We start from the raw sequence: 13,981 nt of genomic DNA on the forward strand, positions 1-13,981 counted from the left end.
TTTACCGGGCTCTCACCGTCACAGCCGTCAGCCGTCGTCGCGGCGTCACAGCCGTCAGCCGAAGTCCCGGCGTCACAGCCGTCAGCCGAAGTCCCGGCGTCACAGCCGTCAGCCGTCGTCCCGGTGTCACAGCGGCCGTCCCGTCCCGGCCGCCCCCGGTCCCGCCCCCGCCTCCGGTCAGGCGCCGAGCCGGGCGAGCCGGTCCGCGAAGGGGACGACCTCGAAGCCGGCCGTGTCCGTCTCCCCGGTGTCCTCGGCCTCCCCCGAGGACCCCGCGGGCTTCCGCCCGGGCCCCGCGGACAGGCCCGTCATCAGCACCGCCAGTTCCCCCGCGGCCCGTTCGATCCGCCCCGGCAGTCCCTCGGCCCCCCAGTCCTCCGACGCCGCGTACACGCCGGTCGGCACGACCACGGCCCGCAGGTAGGCGAACAACGGCCGCAACGCGTGCTCCAGCACCAGCGAGTGCCGGGCCGTACCGCCGGTCGCGCCGACCAGCACGGGCTTGCCGGCCAGCGCGTCCTTGTCCAGCACGTCGAAGAACGACTTGAACAGTCCGCTGTACGAGGCGCTGAACACCGGTGTGACCACGATCAGCCCGTCGGCCGCCGCCACCGCGTCCTGGGCGGCGGCAAGCCCCTTCCCGGCGAACCCGTTGGTGAAGGCGTGCGCGATCTCCACCGCGAGGTCCCGCAGCTCGACCACCTCGATGTCCACCGGCGTGTGCCGGTCCACCGCGACGGCCAGCCGGTCGGCCAGCAGCCGGGTGGACGACGGCACGCTCAGTCCTGCCGAGACGATGACAAGTCTCATACGGTGGCCGCCTCCTTCGTGGCGAGCAGAGACTGGTGGGTCGGCGCCTCCGGCACGTCCGCCGGGCGCCCCTTGGCGAACTCCTCGCGCAGCACCGGTACGACCTCCTCGCCGAGCATGTCGAGCTGCTCCAGCACGGTCTTCAGGGGCAGCCCGGCGTGGTCCATGAGGAACAGCTGGCGCTGGTAGTCACCGGCGTACTCGCGGAACGACAGGGTCTTCTCGATCACCTGCTGCGGCGAGCCCACGGTCAGCGGGGTCTGCTCGCTGAAGTCCTCCAGCGAGGGCCCGTGGCCGTACACCGGCGCGTTGTCGAAGTACGGCCGGAACTCCCGCACCGCGTCCTGGGAGTTGCGCCGCATGAACACCTGGCCGCCGAGACCGACGATCGCCTGCTCCGGTGTGCCGTGCCCGTAGTGGGCGTAGCGGGTCCGGTAGAACTCGACCATCCGCCTGGTGTGGTCGGCGGGCCAGAAGATGTTGTTGTGGAAGAAGCCGTCCCCGTAGTAGGCGGCCTGCTCGGCGATCTCCGGGGAGCGGATGGAGCCGTGCCAGACGAACGGCGCCACGCCGTCCAGCGGGCGGGGCGTCGCGGTGAACCCCTGCAGCGGCGTGCGGAACTTGCCCTCCCAGTCGACGACGTCCTCGCGCCACAGCCGGCGCAGCAGGGCGTAGTTCTCGATGGCGAGGTCGATGCCGTCCCGGATGTCCTTGCCGAACCACGGGTACACCGGTCCGGTGTTGCCGCGGCCCGTCATCAGGTCGACGCGCCCGTCGGCCAGGTGCTGGAGCATCGCGAAATCCTCCGCGATCTTCACCGGGTCGTTGGTGGTGATCAGGGTGGTGGAGGTGGAGAGGAGGAGCCGTTCCGTCCGCGCGGCTATGAAGCCGAGCATGGTGGTCGGGGACGACGGCACGAACGGCGGGTTGTGGTGCTCACCGGTCGCGAAGACGTCGAGTCCGACCTCCTCGGCCTTCAGCGCGATGGCGACCATGGCCTTGATCCGCTCGCGCTCGGTCGGGGTGCGCCCCGTGGTGGGGTCCGGCGTGACATCGCCGACCGTGAAGATCCCGAACTGCATGGTCGCTCACCCTCCAGTTTGTTGACCGTTCAACTATACCCGCCCAACGGTCCCCCTCCCCCGGTTATTCCGGCCCAGGCCACTCGCCGGGAGGAACAGGCGCAGACCCGCTCCGGCGGGGTCCTCGCGGCCCGCGGGCGCCGCGACGAGAGGGACTCCGGCCGGCCCGGTGGGTCAGAAGGCGTACGAGTCCCCCGTGGCCAGCACCAGCACCGTCAGCCGGTCGTTCGACCGGTTCGCGTCCACCGCGCTCCCGATCCAGACGGTGTCGATGTCCAGCGTCACCTCCGCCGCCAGCTCCGCGAGCCGTACCGGCACACGCAGCTGCTCCCCCGCCGCGTCCGCGGCCAGCGCCCCGGTCGCGCACAGCACGGTCCGCCCGTCCGCACGCAGACACCCGGTGGGCAGCTGCTGCCGGCCTGCCAGTGGCACCGACCAGCGCAGCCGGACGGTGGCGTCCGTGACGGCGCCGGGCCCCTCGTTGCGCGGGGTCAGCCGCAGATCCACCTGGTCCGCCTCCAGCACCGCACTCCCGTGCAGAGCGAGGTCGGCCTCCGGCGCGGGCGCGGCCACCGCGGTCCCCGGGACCAGGACGGCGCCGGCACACAGTCCGGACAGCACCCACGTCCGCATCCGCACGGCTCCTCACCACTTCTCGCTCGTGCCCGGCCCGCCGTACGGATGTATGCCACGCCCGTCGCCGGCCAGGCACCCTCCAACAGGTGACACGGCCACGGCATGGGAAGCTGCCCGCATGCCCGTCCTGCGCTCCGCCGCCCTCTTCGCCGTCGCCGCGCTGTTCGAGATCGGCGGCGCCTGGCTGGTCTGGCAGGGCCTGCGCGAACACCGCGGCTGGCTGTGGATCACCGGCGGTGTCCTCGCCCTCGGGGCGTACGGCTTCGTCGCCACCCTCCAGCCCGACGCCCACTTCGGCCGCATCCTCGCCGCCTACGGCGGGATCTTCGTGGCCGGCTCCCTGCTGTGGGGCGTCGTCGCCGACGGCTACCGCCCCGACCGCTGGGACATCACCGGGGCACTGATCTGCCTCGCCGGGACCGCGGTCATCATGTGGGCGCCGCGGAACGGCGGCTGAGGCCTCACTTACGCTGGACGCGACCGACCCCGACGCAGTCCCAGGAGCAGCCATGGCCCCCGCCGCCCCGTCCGCCGCCTCCCGCATCGCCGTCGTCACCGGTGCGAGCAGCGGGATCGGCGCCGCCACCGCCCGGCAGCTCGCCGCGGCCGGTTACCGCGTCGTCCTCACCGCCCGCCGCAAGGACCGGATCGAGGCGCTGGCCGAGGAGCTGACGGCGGCGGGTCACTCGGCGGTGGCGTACGAGCTGGACGTCACGGACCGCGCGGCCGTGGACGAGTTCGCCACGGCGTTCCAGACGATCGGAGTCCTCGTCAACAACGCGGGCGGCGCGCTGGGCGCGGAACCGGTGGCCACCAGCGACCCGGCCCACTGGCGCACGATGTACGAGACGAACGTCATCGGCACCCTGAACCTCACCCAGGCCCTGCTGCCCAAGCTGGTGGCGAGCGGCGACGGCGTGGTGGTGGTCGTGTCCTCCACCGCGGGTCACGGCACCTACGAGGGCGGCGGTGGTTACGTGGCGGCCAAGCACGGCGCCCACGTCCTCGCCGAGACGCTCCGCCTGGAGATCATCGGCAGGCCGGTCCGGGTCGTCGAGATCGCGCCCGGCATGGTCCGCACGGAGGAGTTCGCCCTGACCCGCTTCGGCGGGGACGCGGAGAAGGCGGCGAAGGTGTACGAGGGCGTCGCCGAGCCCCTCACCGCGGACGACGTGGCCGAGACGATCGCCTGGGCGGTGACCCGTCCCAGCCATGTCAACGTCGACCTGCTGGTCCTGCGTCCGCGCGCCCAGGCGTCGAACACCAAGGTGCACCGGGAACTGTGACACCCACCGGGGACCCCGACTCCGCCGCCGGAGCCGCCGCCGACTCCGCGGAGAGGCGCCGCCTCGCGCAGGAGACCAAGGACGAGCGCCAGGTCTGGTACTTCCTGGCCTACTTCCTCTTCGGCATCCACATCCTGGCGTTCGTCATGATCTACGCGGTCCGGCACGCGAAGTAGCGCGCCGGACCGGCCGGCCCTCAGGCGAACGCCGGCAGGTTGCGTGCGGCCCAGGACGCGAAGGGGGCGGCCGGGCGGTGCAGGACGGTCTCCACGTCCGGGCTGACCCGCCGCTCGGCGGGCAGCGGCTCACCGAGGACGTCCAGCGTGCCGGTCACGGCCTCCTCCGGCATGAACCGGGCCATCGCCGCGTGCGCCTCCTCGCGGGACAGCTCCACGAAGGCCACCTCCTCGCCCAGCGCCGCGGAGAGCGCCCGCGCCTGCCCGCGCGGACTGATCGGCTCGGGGCCGGTCAGCTCGTACACGCGGCCCGCGTGGCCGTCCTCGCGCAGCGTCGCGGCGGCGACCGCGGCGATGTCCGCCGGGTCGACCACGGGCAGCGCCACGTCACCGAAGGGCGCGAGGACGGTACGCCGGGTGCGCACCGACTCGGCCCAGGCGAGGGCGTTGGAGGCGAATCCACCGGGCCGCAGGATGGTGAACTCCCGCCCGGACGCCCGTACCGCCGCCTCGAACGCCCGCAGCCGGGCGTACGCGGGCGCCTCGGGGCGGGTGGCGCCGGCCTGCGACGACACGAGGACGATCCGCTCGACACCGGCGCCCGCGACCACGTCCAGCAGCGCGTCGGGGCTCTCCCCCCGGCTGTTCAGCTCGCCGCCCAGCAGCAGGAACAGCGCACGCGAGCCGTCGAGGGCCGCCCGCATGCCCGCGGCGTCCCCGGCGCTCCCCCGCAGCCACCGCACCCCGGCCGCGGGTCCGGCGGGCCGGTCCCGCCGGGACACGGCGACGACCTCCTCGCCGCCCGCGGCCAGCATCTCCACCAGTGTCCGCCCGATGTTCCCGGTGGCACCCGTCACTGTGATCACAACGCCCCCTGCTGAGCCCAGTTGTTAGTCAGTCAGCTGACTAATTAAGAAGCTACTCTATAGTCAGTCAGGTGACAAACTCAGTGGACCGGCGGGTACGGGCGTCCCAGAAGCGGCGGCGGCTCACGGCGGCGGCGGCCCGGGTCCTGCACGAGCAGGGCGTCGAGCGCACCACCCTCGCCGACATCGCGCGCGAGGCCGGTGTCCCGGTCGGGAACGTCTACTACTACTTCAAGACCAAGGACGAGCTGGTCCGGGCCGCGCTCTCGGAACACCGCGCCCACCTGGACGAACTCACCGCCGCACTGGAGGAGTCGGCGGATCCGCGCGACCGTCTCAAGGGCCTGGTCAGGGCCTGGGTCGACCAGCGTGAGACCGCCGCCCGCCACGGCTGCCCGACCGGCACCCTGGCCGTCGAGCTCGACAAGCGCGCCGACGGCACCCTGGACGCGGAGGCCGGCGCGGTGATCCGGCACCTGCTGGACTGGGCCGCCGCGCAGTTCCGCGCGCTGGCCCTGCCCGCCCCGGACGACCTCGCCCTCACCCTGGTCTCGGCCTACCAGGGCATGTCCCTGCTGGCCAACGCCCTGCGCGACCCGGCGGTCATGACGCGCGAGGGCGCCCGGCTGCTGCGCTGGCTGGACTCCCTCGGGGAGCCGGACGGACCCGGCCGCCCCGGCGCGCGGTGATCAGCCCTTCACGCAGACGACCTGCTTCAGCTTCGCCACGACCCGGACCAGGTCCCGCTGCTGGTCGATGACCTGGTCGATCGACTTGTAGGCGGCCGGGATCTCGTCCACGACGCCGGAGTCCTTGCGGCACTCCACGCCCCGGGTCTGCTCCGCCAGGTCCTGCGCCGAGAAGCGCCGCTTGGCCGCGTTGCGGCTCATGCGCCGGCCCGCGCCGTGGGACGCGGAGTTGAAGGCCAGCTCGTTGCCGAGCCCCCGCACGATGTACGAGCCCGTGCCCATCGAGCCGGGGATGATCCCGTACTCCCCGGAGCCGGCCCGGATCGCGCCCTTGCGGGTCACGAGCAGGTCCATGCCGTCGTAGCGCTCCTCCGCCACGTAGTTGTGGTGGCAGGAGATCTCCGCCTCGAAGACCGGCCTGGCCTTCTTGAACTCCTTGCGGACGACGTCCTTCAGGAGCGCCATCATGAGCGTGCGGTTGTACCTGGCGTACTCCTGCGCCCAGAAGAGGTCGTTGCGGTAGGCCGCCATCTGCGGGGTGTCCGCCACGAAGACGGCGAGGTCGCGGTCGACCAGGCCCTGGTTGTGCGGCAGTTTCTGGGCGACGCCGATGTGGTGCTCGGCGAGTTCCTTGCCGATGTTGCGGGAACCGGAGTGGAGCATGAGCCAGACCGAGCCGTCGTCAGCCACGCAGACCTCGACGAAGTGGTTGCCCGACCCGAGCGTCCCCATCTGTGCGACCGCCCGGCTCCGGCGGAAGTGCACCGCGTCCGCGACCCCGTCGAACCGCCCCCAGAAGTCCTCCCACCCGGACGTGGCCAGCCCGTGGAAGCCGCCCGGCTCGACCGGGTCCTCGTGCATCCCGCGGCCGACCGGGATCGCCTGCTCGATCTTCGACCGCAGCCGCGACAGGTCCCCGGGGAGGTCGTTCGCGGTCAGCGACGTCCTCACCGCGGACATGCCGCAGCCGATGTCCACGCCGACCGCCGCCGGGCACACGGCGTCCCGCATCGCGATGACCGACCCGACGGTCGCGCCCTTGCCGTAGTGCACGTCCGGCATCACGGCCAGGCCCTTGATCCACGGCAGGGTCGCCACGTTCTGGAGCTGACGCAGGGCCACGTCCTCGACCGTCGCCGGATCCGTCCACATCCGGATCGGCGTCTTCGCGCCCGGCATCTCCACGTACGACATACGTTCCTCATTCCCCCGGAATCGACAAAAAGGCTATAAGCGGCAGAACGCAAAAGCGGCGCCAAGGTCGACGAAAAGAGACAGGGGACCGGCGTCCACGGCAGTGCGTGCGATACACATTGTCTCCAGGGGGCGCCCCGCCGCGGCAAGCGAATAACCGGCGGGGACACTGGAGCACCAGCGATCACAGACCGTCGAGAGGAGCCCGACCGTGCAGCGGAAGGCGTACGTACCCGGCACCGCCGCCCTCCTCGCGGCGCTGCTGGCCGGCTGCACGAGCGGCTCCGGGGAAGCCGGCCCGCCCGACAACGCCAACCCGGGCGACGCCGGCACCACCGCGGTCGCCGCCCAGCCCGGCAAGTACCGCACGCTGCCCGAACCGTGCGGCGTGGTCGGCCACGACAACCTGGCCGCGCTGCTGCCCGGCATCCAGCAGATCACCGACCCCGACCAGCGGGACAAGGCCTACCAGGGCGAGGCCACGCTCACGTACGACACCGACCGCAAGGTCGGCTGCCGCTGGAAGGTGGAGTCGGCCGGCGCGACGGACCGCCTGTCGGTCGACTTCGAGCGCGTGGTGTCGTACGACAACGCGGTCAGCGACGACGACCAGGCGCAGGAGCTGTTCCAGGAGAAGGAGACGGCCGCCGACCTGCCCGAGCCGAGCGGCGCCTCGGCGACGGCCGCCGTCCCGACGGCCACCCCCTCCCCGACGGGCTCCGCGGGCGACGACGCCTCCCCGTCCGTGACGCCGTCCTCCCCGGCGGCCTCGGCGTCGTCCGCCGGCGCCCCGCCCGCCGATCTCCAGCCGCGCGCCCTCGCCGACCTCGGTGACGAGGCGTATCTGGACGACCAGCTCAGTACGTCCGGCTCGACGGCCGAACAGCGGACGGTGACTGTGGTGTTCCGCACGTCCAACGTCGTCGTAACCGTCCAGTACGAGGAGCAGCCGACGGCCACCGGAACGGTCCCGGACAGCAAGGAAATGCAGGACAGGGCCGGTGATCTGGCCTCTCAACTGGCCGACGCGTTCACCGGTTGACGGCCGTCGCGGCCTCACCACCGTCCGCGCGCAAAGGAGTCGGACGCGAACCGCACAGCTTCCTCACCGCGTACCGTGGCCCCGCAGGAACCCGCACGAACACCGAGCGTCATGAGTGAAGGAACCATGCAGCGAGCAGCCCAGCGAGACGACCGTGCCCTGGAGGTACCTCCCACGCCGTCGAGGCGGTCGGGGAGCGACCGGCGGGCCAGGCGCCTGCGCCGCGCCCTTGTCTGCGCGGCCGCCGTCCCCGCGATGCTGATCACGGCCGCCTGCTCCTCCGGCTCCGGGGACTCCAAGGCCGAGGCCGGCAGCGAGAACACGTCACAGTCCGCGGCCGGCAGCACCACGCCCTCGGCGAGCGCGTCCCCGACCGTGCGGGCCGCCGCCTACCAGAAGCTTCCCGAGCCCTGCGGTGTGCTGTCGAAGAAGACCCTGACCGAACTGGTGCCCAAGGGTGCGAAGTCGGGCAAGGACGGCGGCTCGGACGACCCGTCGGCACGCTCCTCCTGCTCCTGGGACAGCCTGGACAACAACGGCGTCAAGGGCTCCCAGTTCCGCTGGCTGCACGTCTCCCTGCTGCGCTTCGACTCGGACGCCACGCGCGGCTCCGGCGACGACCAGGCCCACACGTACTTCGGCCGGCAGTCCGAGGACGCGAAGGCGGTGGACGGCGCCAAGAACGTCAAGGTCGTCCCGCTGAGCGGCACGGGCGCGGAGGCGGCGGCGGTGCGCTACGACCTGAAGAAGAAGGAAGGCCTCTTCCGGCAGCAGACGGCCGTCGCCCGGGTCGAGAACGCCGTCGTCACCGTGGACTACAACGGCGCCGGTCTCGCGGGTGAGAAGACCCCGGACGCCGACGACCTGGCGAAGGCCGCGGAGAAGGCCCTGAAGGAGGCGGTCGCGGCCGTCTCCGCGGCCAACGGTGAAGGTTCCGCGCAGAATTCGGCCACGACGCCCCCAGCGTCGCCGTCCAGGTCGGCGTCCAGGTCGCCGTCCGGATCGCCGTCGAAGTCCGCCTCCAAGTCGCCGTCGAAGTCGCCCTCGGCGAAGGCGTCCGCGGCCAGGGCGGCCGTCGCGAAGAGCTGACCGGAGGGTCGTGACGACCTACCGGCAGCGCGTTCGGCGCACACGTGTGCCACTCTGTTGCGCGCAACAACACGCAAGGGGAGGGGAGTACGAGTGGCCGCGCCACCGCCGCAGCTGACTCGGATGCACCGCGTACTCATCGGCGTGGTCGTGACCGGCGCTTTGATCATCGCCGGGATCGGCTTCGCCGGCTCGTACGCGGCCGTCCGTGAGCTGGCCGTCAAGAAGGGCTTCGGGAACTTCTCCTATGTGTTCCCGGTGGGTATCGACGCGGGCATCTGTGTCCTGCTCTCCCTCGACCTGCTGCTGACCTGGATCCGCATCCCCTTCCCGCTCCTGCGCCAGACGGCGTGGCTGCTGACGGCGGCGACGATCGCCTTCAACGGCGCCGCCGCCTGGCCGGACCCGCTGGGTGTGGGCATGCACGCGGTGATCCCGGTCCTGTTCGTCGTGTCCGTGGAGGCCGCCCGCCACGCGGTCGGCCGCATCGCCGACATCACGGCGGACAAGCACATGGACGGGGTCCGCCTCACCCGTTGGCTCCTCTCCCCGCTCCCCACGTTCCTGCTGTGGCGCCGGATGAAGCTGTGGGAACTGCGCTCCTACGAGCAGGTCATCAAGCTGGAGCAGGAACGTCTCGTCTACCAGGCCCGCCTGCGTTCCCGGTTCGGCCGGGCCTGGCGCCGCAAGGCCCCGGTGGAGTCGCTGATGCCTCTGCGCCTGGCCCGCTACGGCGTTCCCCTGGCGGAGACGGCCCCGGCGGGCCTGGCGGCGGCGGGCATCGACCCGGCGCTGCTGCCGCCGGCGCCGCAGTCGCCGCAGCCGGCGGTCGCAGCCGGTCCCGCGGCACTCGCGGGCGCCCGCGCCACCGGGTCGGCGCCCGCCCCGCAGCGGGCGGAGCCGTCCCGCGAGCAGCGTCCGGAGCCGCCCGTGGACGAGGAGAGCCCCTGGTTCCAGGCGCCGCGGGAGATCGAGTACCAGGGCGGCTACGACCCCGCCTACGAGCCGCCCCCCGAGCCGCAGTACGAACCCGAGGAACAGTACGAGGACTGGTACGACGAGCAGCCCCCGGAGCAGTTCCAGCAGCCCTCCCCGGAGGAGACCGGCAGCTTCCCCATCCCGGTGGGCCCGTACCGCACCCGTGAACTGGGCGAGGGCGGCGGCGTCCCGGAGCCGGAACCGACCGAGGAGGACTACTACCAGGTCTTCCGCAAGTCGATCGACGGCAGCTATCCCACGGCCGCCCAGTTCCGGGACGACGTGGAGGCGACCTTCGCCATCGCGCTGCCCCCACCGGAGGCCACCCGTATGGTGAACCGTTTCACCAACCGGCACACGGCGGAACTCCAGGACGACCACATCGCCTGACGGACGACGCCACAGGAAAAGGGGCCCTCCGCGGAGGGCCCCTTCCTCATGCGCCGTCACTCATGCGCGTCCCTGACGCGACGTCAGTCCCCGAGCAGCTCCCGCACCCGCTCCTGCCCCACGGCGAGCAGCAGCGTGGGCAGCCGGGGGCCGGTGTCCCGGCCGACCAGCAGGTGGTACAGCAGGGCGAAGAACGCCCGCTGAGCCGTCTTGATCTCGGCCGGCAGCTCCTTGGGCGTGGCGTCGGCGGAGAAGCCGGCCTGGACCTTCGGCACGCCGTACACGAGGTGCGTCAGCCCGTCGAGCGACCAGTGCGCGGCGAGCCCGTCGAGCAGCAGCCGCAGCGACTCCCGGGACGCGTCGTCGAGGGACTTCAGCAGCTCGGCGTCCGGCTCGTCCCGGACGATGGTCCGCTGGTCGGCGGGCACCTGCGTGTTGATCCACGCCTCGGCCCGGTCGAACCGCGGGCGCACCTCGTCCAGCGAGGCCAGCGGCTGCTCCGGGTCCAGCTCGGACAGGATCCGCAGCGCCTGGTCCTCGTGCCCGGCGGTGATGTCGGCGACGGACGCGAGCGTGCGGTACGGCAGCGGACGCGGCGTCCTGGGCAGGTCACCGGCGGCGGTCCCGACGGCCCGCGTGTAGGCGGCGACGTCCGCGGGCAGGGCGGAGCCGTCGGCGACCTTGCCCGCCAGCTTGTCCCACTCGTCGTACAGCCGCTGGATCTCCTGGTCGAAGGCGATCTTGAAGGACTGGTTGGGCCGGCGCCGGGCGTACAGCCAGCGCAGCAGCTGCGGCTCCATGATCTTCAGCGCGTCGGCCGGGGTCGGCACCCCGCCGCGCGAGGACGACATCTTGGCCATGCCGCTGATGCCGACGAAGGCGTACATGGGCCCGATCGGCTGCTTGCCGCCGAAGATGCCGACGATCTGCCCGCCGACCTGGAAGGACGATCCCGGGGAGGAGTGGTCGACGCCGCTCGGCTCGAAGACGACGCCCTCGTACGCCCAGCGCATCGGCCAGTCGACCTTCCAGACCAGCTTGCCGCGGTCGAACTCGCTGAGCCGGACGGTCTCCGAGAAACCGCACACGGTGCACGTGTACGACAGCTCGGTGCTGTCGTCGTCGTAGGAGGTGACCGTCGTCAGGTCCTTCTCGCAGTTGCCGCAGTACGGCTTGTACGGGAAGTACCCGGCGGAGCCGGAGCTGCCGTCGTCCTCGGCCGCGGCGCCGGAGCCCTCCGCGGCCTCCAGCTCGGCCTCGTCCAGCGGCTTCTGCTGCTTCTTGGCCGGGGCCTTCTTCGTCCGGTACTGGTCGAGGATCGCGTCGATGTCGCCGCGGTGCTTCATGGCGTGCAGGATCTGCTCGCGGTAGGCGCCCGAGGTGTACTGCGCGGTCTGGCTGATGCCGTCGAACTCGACGCCCAGCTGGGCCAGCGACTCGGTCATCGCGGCCTTGAAGTGCTCGGCCCAGTTCGGGTGCGGGGAGCCCTTGGGCGCCGGGACCGAGGTCAGCGGCTTGCCGATGTGCTCGGCCCAGGACTCGTCGACGCCCGCGACACCGGCCGGCACCTTGCGGTAGCGGTCGTAGTCGTCCCAGGAGATCAGGTGCCGCACCGGGTACCCGCGGCGGCGGATCTCGTCGGCGACCAGGTGCGGGGTCATGACCTCCCGCAGGTTACCGAGGTGGATCGGACCGGAGGGAGAAAGGCCGGACGCGACGACGATCGCCGCTGCGGTGGCGTCCGGCGTCACTTTGCCGGGGGCACGGCGCTCCGACTCCTCGATGACCTCATCCGCGAAACGGGAGACCCAGTCGGTGGTCTCGGTGCTCTGAGCCACGATCGGCACGTCCTTCTTTCTGAACGGGTGAAACCCCATTGTCACAGACCCTCTCGCGACCAGGAAAATCACTTTGCCCCCCATGGGATACTGGCCGGGTCTATCCATCCCCACGAGGAGAACGGCACCCCTTCCTATGGCCTCGGTCACGTCCCTCAGCGATTCCGTCCAGCAGCGCCTCGCGTCCGCCCTCTCGGCCACCCTGCCGGAGGCCGCCGACGCCGACCCGCTGCTGCGACGAAGCGACCGGGCGGACTACCAGGCCAACGGCATCCTCGCGCTCGCCAAGAAGGCCAAGGCCAACCCGCGGGAGCTGGCCGCACAGGTCGTCGGGCGCGTGGAGTCCGGCGACCTGATCAAGGACATCGAGGTCTCGGGCCCCGGCTTCCTGAACATCACCATCAGCGACAGCGCCATCACGGCCACGCTGGCGGAGCGCTACGCGGACGACACCGGCCGCCTCGGCGTGCCCTACGCCGCCGCGCCCGGTACGACGGTGATCGACTACGCCCAGCCGAACGTGGCGAAGGAGATGCACGTCGGCCACCTGCGCAGCGCGGTGATCGGTGACTCGGTGGTGCAGCTGCTGGAGTTCACCGGCGAGAACGTGGTCCGGCGCCACCACATCGGCGACTGGGGCACCCAGTTCGGCATGCTCATCCAGTACCTGGACGAGCACCCGCACGAGCTGGACCACAAGGACGCCCAGGTCTCCGGCGAGGAGGCGATGTCGAACCTCGACCGCCTCTACAAGGCCGCGCGCAGGCTGTTCGACTCCGACGAGGAGTTCAAGACGCGTGCCCGCCGCCGGGTGGTCGACCTCCAGGCCGGCGACCCGCACACGCTCGCCACATGGCAGCGCTTCGTGGACGAGTCGAAGATCTACTTCTTCTCCGTCTTCGAGAAGCTGGACATGGAGGTCCGGGACGCCGACATCGTCGGCGAGTCCGGCTACAACGACATGCTGGCCGAGACCTGCCGCCTGCTGGAGGAGTCGGGCGTGGCGGTCCGCTCCGAGGGCGCCCTGTGCGTGTTCTTCGAGGACATCAAGGGCCCGGACGGCAACCCGGTCCCGCTGATCGTGCAGAAGTCCGACGGCGGCTACGGCTACGCGGCCACCGACCTGTCCGCGATCCGCGACCGCGTCTTCCACCTGAAGGCCAGCACCCTGCTGTACGTCGTCGACGCCCGCCAGGCGCTGCACTTCCGGATGGTCTTCGAGACCGCCCGCCGGGCCGGCTGGCTGAACGACGACGTCACCGCGGTCCAGCTGGCCTTCGGCACGGTCCTCGGCAAGGACGGCAAGCCGTTCAAGACGCGTGAGGGTGAGACGGTCCGCCTGGTCGACCTGCTCGACGAGGCGATCGAGCGCGCGTCGGCCGTGGTCCGCGAGAAGGCCCAGGACCTGTCCGAGGGGGAGATCGCCGAGCGGGGCGCCCAGGTGGGCATCGGCGCGGTGAAGTACGCCGACCTCTCGACGTCGGCGAACCGGGACTACAAGTTCGACCTGGACCAGATGGTCTCGCTCAACGGCGACACGTCCGTCTACCTCCAGTACGCCTACGCCCGTATCCGGTCGATCCTCCGCAAGGCCGGCGACGTCCGCCCGGCGGCCCGCCCGGAGCTGGCCCTGGCCGACGCCGAGCGCGCCCTCGGCCTGCACCTGGACTCCTTCGCGGAGGCCGTGGCGGAGGCGGCCAGGGAGTACGCACCGCACAAGCTGACGTCGTACCTGTACCAGCTGGCGTCCCTGTACACGACGTTCTACGACAAGTGCCCGGTCCTGCGGGCCGAGACGCCGGAGCAGGTGCAGAACCGCCTCTTCCTGTGCGACGTGACGGCCCGCACCCTGCACCGGGGCATGGCCCTGCTGGGCATCCGGACCCCCGAGAAGCTCTGACGGAC

General features: G+C 71.7%; 14 protein-coding genes. 8 read left to right on the plus strand and 6 right to left on the minus strand.

Annotation, left to right across the window (positions count from 1 at the left end; genetic code table 11):
- Positions 1–177: 177 nt before the first annotated feature.
- From ACF1BE_RS21685 to ACF1BE_RS21695, 3 genes are all read right to left on the minus strand, one after another.
- Positions 178–810, minus strand: a complete 633-nt coding sequence (locus ACF1BE_RS21685) for a CE1759 family FMN reductase (RefSeq protein ID WP_392200640.1) — start codon at positions 808–810, stop codon at positions 178–180.
- The gene (locus ACF1BE_RS21690) at positions 807–1,892 is read right to left on the minus strand and encodes an LLM class flavin-dependent oxidoreductase (protein ID WP_392200641.1); all 1,086 of its coding nucleotides are present in this window, start codon (positions 1,890–1,892) and stop codon (positions 807–809) included. The genes ACF1BE_RS21685 and ACF1BE_RS21690 overlap by 4 nt, the downstream gene beginning before the upstream one ends.
- A 174-nt stretch (positions 1,893–2,066) precedes the next feature.
- On the minus strand, positions 2,067–2,525 hold the full coding sequence (locus ACF1BE_RS21695) for a hypothetical protein (protein ID WP_392200642.1): 459 nt from the start codon (positions 2,523–2,525) through the stop codon (positions 2,067–2,069).
- Positions 2,526–2,646: 121 nt separating this feature from the next.
- On the opposite strand from ACF1BE_RS21695, the gene ACF1BE_RS21700 reads away from it, so the two are divergent.
- The 3 genes from ACF1BE_RS21700 to ACF1BE_RS21710 are packed head-to-tail and all read left to right on the plus strand — an operon-like array spanning position 2,647 to position 3,990.
- Entirely contained in the window at positions 2,647–2,985 is a 339-nt protein-coding gene (locus ACF1BE_RS21700; protein WP_392200643.1) for a YnfA family protein, read from the plus strand.
- Positions 2,986–3,037: 52 nt separating this feature from the next.
- Positions 3,038–3,814, plus strand: a complete 777-nt coding sequence (locus ACF1BE_RS21705; RefSeq protein ID WP_392200644.1) for an SDR family NAD(P)-dependent oxidoreductase — start codon at positions 3,038–3,040, stop codon at positions 3,812–3,814.
- Complete coding sequence (locus ACF1BE_RS21710; RefSeq protein WP_392200645.1) at positions 3,811–3,990, plus strand: hypothetical protein; 180 nt, start codon at positions 3,811–3,813, stop codon at positions 3,988–3,990. Before ACF1BE_RS21705 ends, ACF1BE_RS21710 begins: the two co-directional genes overlap by 4 nt.
- Positions 3,991–4,010: 20 nt before the next feature.
- On the opposite strand, the gene ACF1BE_RS21715 is transcribed toward ACF1BE_RS21710, so the two are convergent.
- Complete coding sequence (locus ACF1BE_RS21715) at positions 4,011–4,856, minus strand: SDR family oxidoreductase (RefSeq protein ID WP_392200646.1); 846 nt, start codon at positions 4,854–4,856, stop codon at positions 4,011–4,013.
- A gap of 83 nt (positions 4,857–4,939) precedes the next feature.
- Here ACF1BE_RS21715 and ACF1BE_RS21720 point away from each other — a divergent pair, with 83 nt between their 5' ends.
- On the plus strand, positions 4,940–5,545 hold the full coding sequence (locus ACF1BE_RS21720) for a TetR/AcrR family transcriptional regulator (RefSeq protein ID WP_392200681.1): 606 nt from the start codon (positions 4,940–4,942) through the stop codon (positions 5,543–5,545).
- Here ACF1BE_RS21720 and ACF1BE_RS21725 read toward each other — a convergent pair whose 3' ends face one another.
- Positions 5,546–6,739, minus strand: coding sequence for an RtcB family protein (locus ACF1BE_RS21725; RefSeq protein ID WP_392200647.1), 1,194 nt, complete (start codon positions 6,737–6,739; stop codon positions 5,546–5,548).
- 211 nt (positions 6,740–6,950) lie between these two features.
- Here ACF1BE_RS21725 and ACF1BE_RS21730 point away from each other — a divergent pair, with 211 nt between their 5' ends.
- The 3 genes from ACF1BE_RS21730 (at position 6,951) to ACF1BE_RS21740 (ending at position 10,238) form a co-directional block, all read left to right on the plus strand.
- Positions 6,951–7,781, plus strand: a complete 831-nt coding sequence (locus tag ACF1BE_RS21730) for a DUF3558 domain-containing protein (protein WP_392200648.1) — start codon at positions 6,951–6,953, stop codon at positions 7,779–7,781.
- Positions 7,782–7,907: 126 nt separating this feature from the next.
- Positions 7,908–8,870 carry a DUF3558 family protein gene (locus tag ACF1BE_RS21735; protein WP_392200649.1) on the plus strand — a complete coding sequence of 321 codons (963 nt, stop codon included), beginning with the start codon at positions 7,908–7,910 and terminating at the stop codon, positions 8,868–8,870.
- A gap of 123 nt (positions 8,871–8,993) precedes the next feature.
- Complete coding sequence (locus tag ACF1BE_RS21740) at positions 8,994–10,238, plus strand: DUF2637 domain-containing protein (RefSeq protein ID WP_392200650.1); 1,245 nt, start codon at positions 8,994–8,996, stop codon at positions 10,236–10,238.
- 83 nt (positions 10,239–10,321) lie between these two features.
- Here ACF1BE_RS21740 and lysS read toward each other — a convergent pair whose 3' ends face one another.
- Positions 10,322–12,085 carry a lysine--tRNA ligase gene (gene lysS, locus ACF1BE_RS21745; protein ID WP_392200651.1) on the minus strand — a complete coding sequence of 588 codons (1,764 nt, stop codon included), beginning with the start codon at positions 12,083–12,085 and terminating at the stop codon, positions 10,322–10,324.
- A 127-nt stretch (positions 12,086–12,212) separates the two neighbouring features.
- Here lysS and argS point away from each other — a divergent pair, with 127 nt between their 5' ends.
- Positions 12,213–13,976, plus strand: a complete 1,764-nt coding sequence (gene argS / locus ACF1BE_RS21750) for an arginine--tRNA ligase (protein ID WP_392200652.1) — start codon at positions 12,213–12,215, stop codon at positions 13,974–13,976.
- Positions 13,977–13,981 lie beyond the last annotated feature (5 nt).

It is taken from the genome of Streptomyces sp. NPDC014991 (genome assembly GCF_043080665.1).
Classification (GTDB): Bacteria; Actinomycetota; Actinomycetes; order Streptomycetales; family Streptomycetaceae; genus Streptomyces.

Coding starts and splice junctions, on each gene's coding strand:
- ACF1BE_RS21685 (WP_392200640.1), bottom strand. CDS start 810: ATGAGACTTGTCATCGTCTCGGCAGGACTGAGCGTGCCGTCGTCCACC.
- ACF1BE_RS21690 (WP_392200641.1), bottom strand. CDS start 1,892: ATGCAGTTCGGGATCTTCACGGTCGGCGATGTCACGCCGGACCCCACC.
- ACF1BE_RS21695 (WP_392200642.1), bottom strand. CDS start 2,525: ATGCGGACGTGGGTGCTGTCCGGACTGTGTGCCGGCGCCGTCCTGGTC.
- ACF1BE_RS21700 (WP_392200643.1), top strand. CDS start 2,647: ATGCCCGTCCTGCGCTCCGCCGCCCTCTTCGCCGTCGCCGCGCTGTTC.
- ACF1BE_RS21705 (WP_392200644.1), top strand. CDS start 3,038: ATGGCCCCCGCCGCCCCGTCCGCCGCCTCCCGCATCGCCGTCGTCACC.
- ACF1BE_RS21725 (WP_392200647.1), bottom strand. CDS start 6,739: ATGTCGTACGTGGAGATGCCGGGCGCGAAGACGCCGATCCGGATGTGG.
- ACF1BE_RS21735 (WP_392200649.1), top strand. CDS start 7,908: ATGCAGCGAGCAGCCCAGCGAGACGACCGTGCCCTGGAGGTACCTCCC.
- ACF1BE_RS21740 (WP_392200650.1), top strand. CDS start 8,994: ATGCACCGCGTACTCATCGGCGTGGTCGTGACCGGCGCTTTGATCATC.
- argS (WP_392200652.1), top strand. CDS start 12,213: ATGGCCTCGGTCACGTCCCTCAGCGATTCCGTCCAGCAGCGCCTCGCG.